Source organism: Erwinia sp. AnSW2-5 (assembly GCF_045107195.1).
GTDB lineage: Bacteria > Pseudomonadota > Gammaproteobacteria > Enterobacterales > Enterobacteriaceae > Erwinia.
The window spans coordinates 1-1,244 of record NZ_JBJGXA010000029.1; the positions used below are offsets into that span (position 1 = coordinate 1).

A 1,244-nucleotide genomic window follows, 5' to 3' on the forward strand; every position below is an offset into this window, starting at 1 on the left:
TGTAATGGTCTAATCATTCCGGACACTTTGTTAGAGATATAATGAGCAACGCTAACGAGGTGAGAATGCGAAGAAAAACGTTTACCCATGAGTTCAAGCAGGAATGTGTCAATTTGGTTCTACCAGCATAAGTACCCGGTGACTCAGGCTGCTGAAACGATGAATATAGGCCTTTCAACATTACAACGCTGGTTACGCCAATATCGCGGAGAAGTCAGGGGAGATACTCCCATCGCCACCGCGATCACGTCTGAACAACGACGAATACAGGAACTTGAAAAGCAGGTACGTCAGTTGCAAAGCGACAATGACCTGTTAAAAAAGGCTTCAGCCTTCTTCGCCATGGAAATGAACAACGACAAAAAGTCGCGCTGAAGCTGAAGAAGGCCGGGGCAAACATCCAGCAAGTATGTCGATGCCTGTCCCTCACGCGCAGTGTATTTTACGCCCGGAGTCGGCGGCCAGCCCTCAGAGCAAATGTACTGATGCTTCATGCGGCGGCTAAGCATGTTCATGCTGAAATGGATGCGACGTATGGCAGTCGGCGCATGTGTATTGAGCTGCGTGAACAGGGTTTTAACGTTGGCTGATACCGTGTCCGTCAGATAATGAAGACCCTTATGCTGGTTGCGAAGCGTCCCGGACGTCATCGCTATCCACGCGGTGGTAAACCGGCTGTAGTGGCGGCTAATCTGTTGAATCGACAGTTTAATCCAGAGACATTGAATACCTGGTGGTCAGGTGATATCACCTATCTTCGTACCGCTCAGGGCTGGTTATATCTGGCTATTGTCATGGACTTATGTTCAAGAAAAATAGTGAGTTGGGCGTTCTCGGACAAACCGGACAGCGCCCTGACTATCCGGGCATTACGACTGGCGGTTAATAAACGACGGCCAACAGGCCCAGTCGTATTCCATAGCGATCAAGGTGCTCAGTATACCAGCGCCCAGTTCCAGTCCTGCCAACAGGAACCTGGTGTGACGGGCAGTATGAGCCGCAAGGGTAACTGTCTGGATAATGCCGTTACGGAGAGGTTCTTCCGCAGCCTGAAAGCAGAGAGAGTTAACTACCGTCGCTATGAAACCCGAAGTCAGGGCATTGCGGACGTTATCGATTATATCGACAGTTTTTATAATCTGAAGCGTCGGCATTACCGGCTGGGCAATATATCGCCGAATGAATATGAACGCCGATTACAACAATGTGCCTAAATCCGTGTCCGGTTTTAGTTGACCATTACA

2 protein-coding genes are annotated in these 1,244 nt (G+C 49.5%); both read left to right on the forward strand.

The window, feature by feature from the left end; genetic code table 11:
* The first annotated feature begins 87 nt into the window (after positions 1-87).
* A complete protein-coding gene (locus ACFL9S_RS17940) occupies positions 88-375 on the forward strand; it encodes a transposase (RefSeq protein WP_405263226.1) in 288 nt (95 codons plus the stop codon).
* 230 nt (positions 376-605) lie between these two features.
* A complete protein-coding gene (locus ACFL9S_RS17945) occupies positions 606-1,214 on the forward strand; it encodes an IS3 family transposase (RefSeq protein ID WP_405263227.1) in 609 nt (202 codons plus the stop codon).
* The last annotated feature ends 30 nt before the right edge of the window (positions 1,215-1,244 follow it).

What these genes read in the sequence shown, in the direction of transcription:
- ACFL9S_RS17940 (WP_405263226.1), top strand. Translation starts at nt 88, where the DNA reads ATGAGTTCAAGCAGGAATGTGTCAATTTGGTTCTACCAGCATAAGTAC.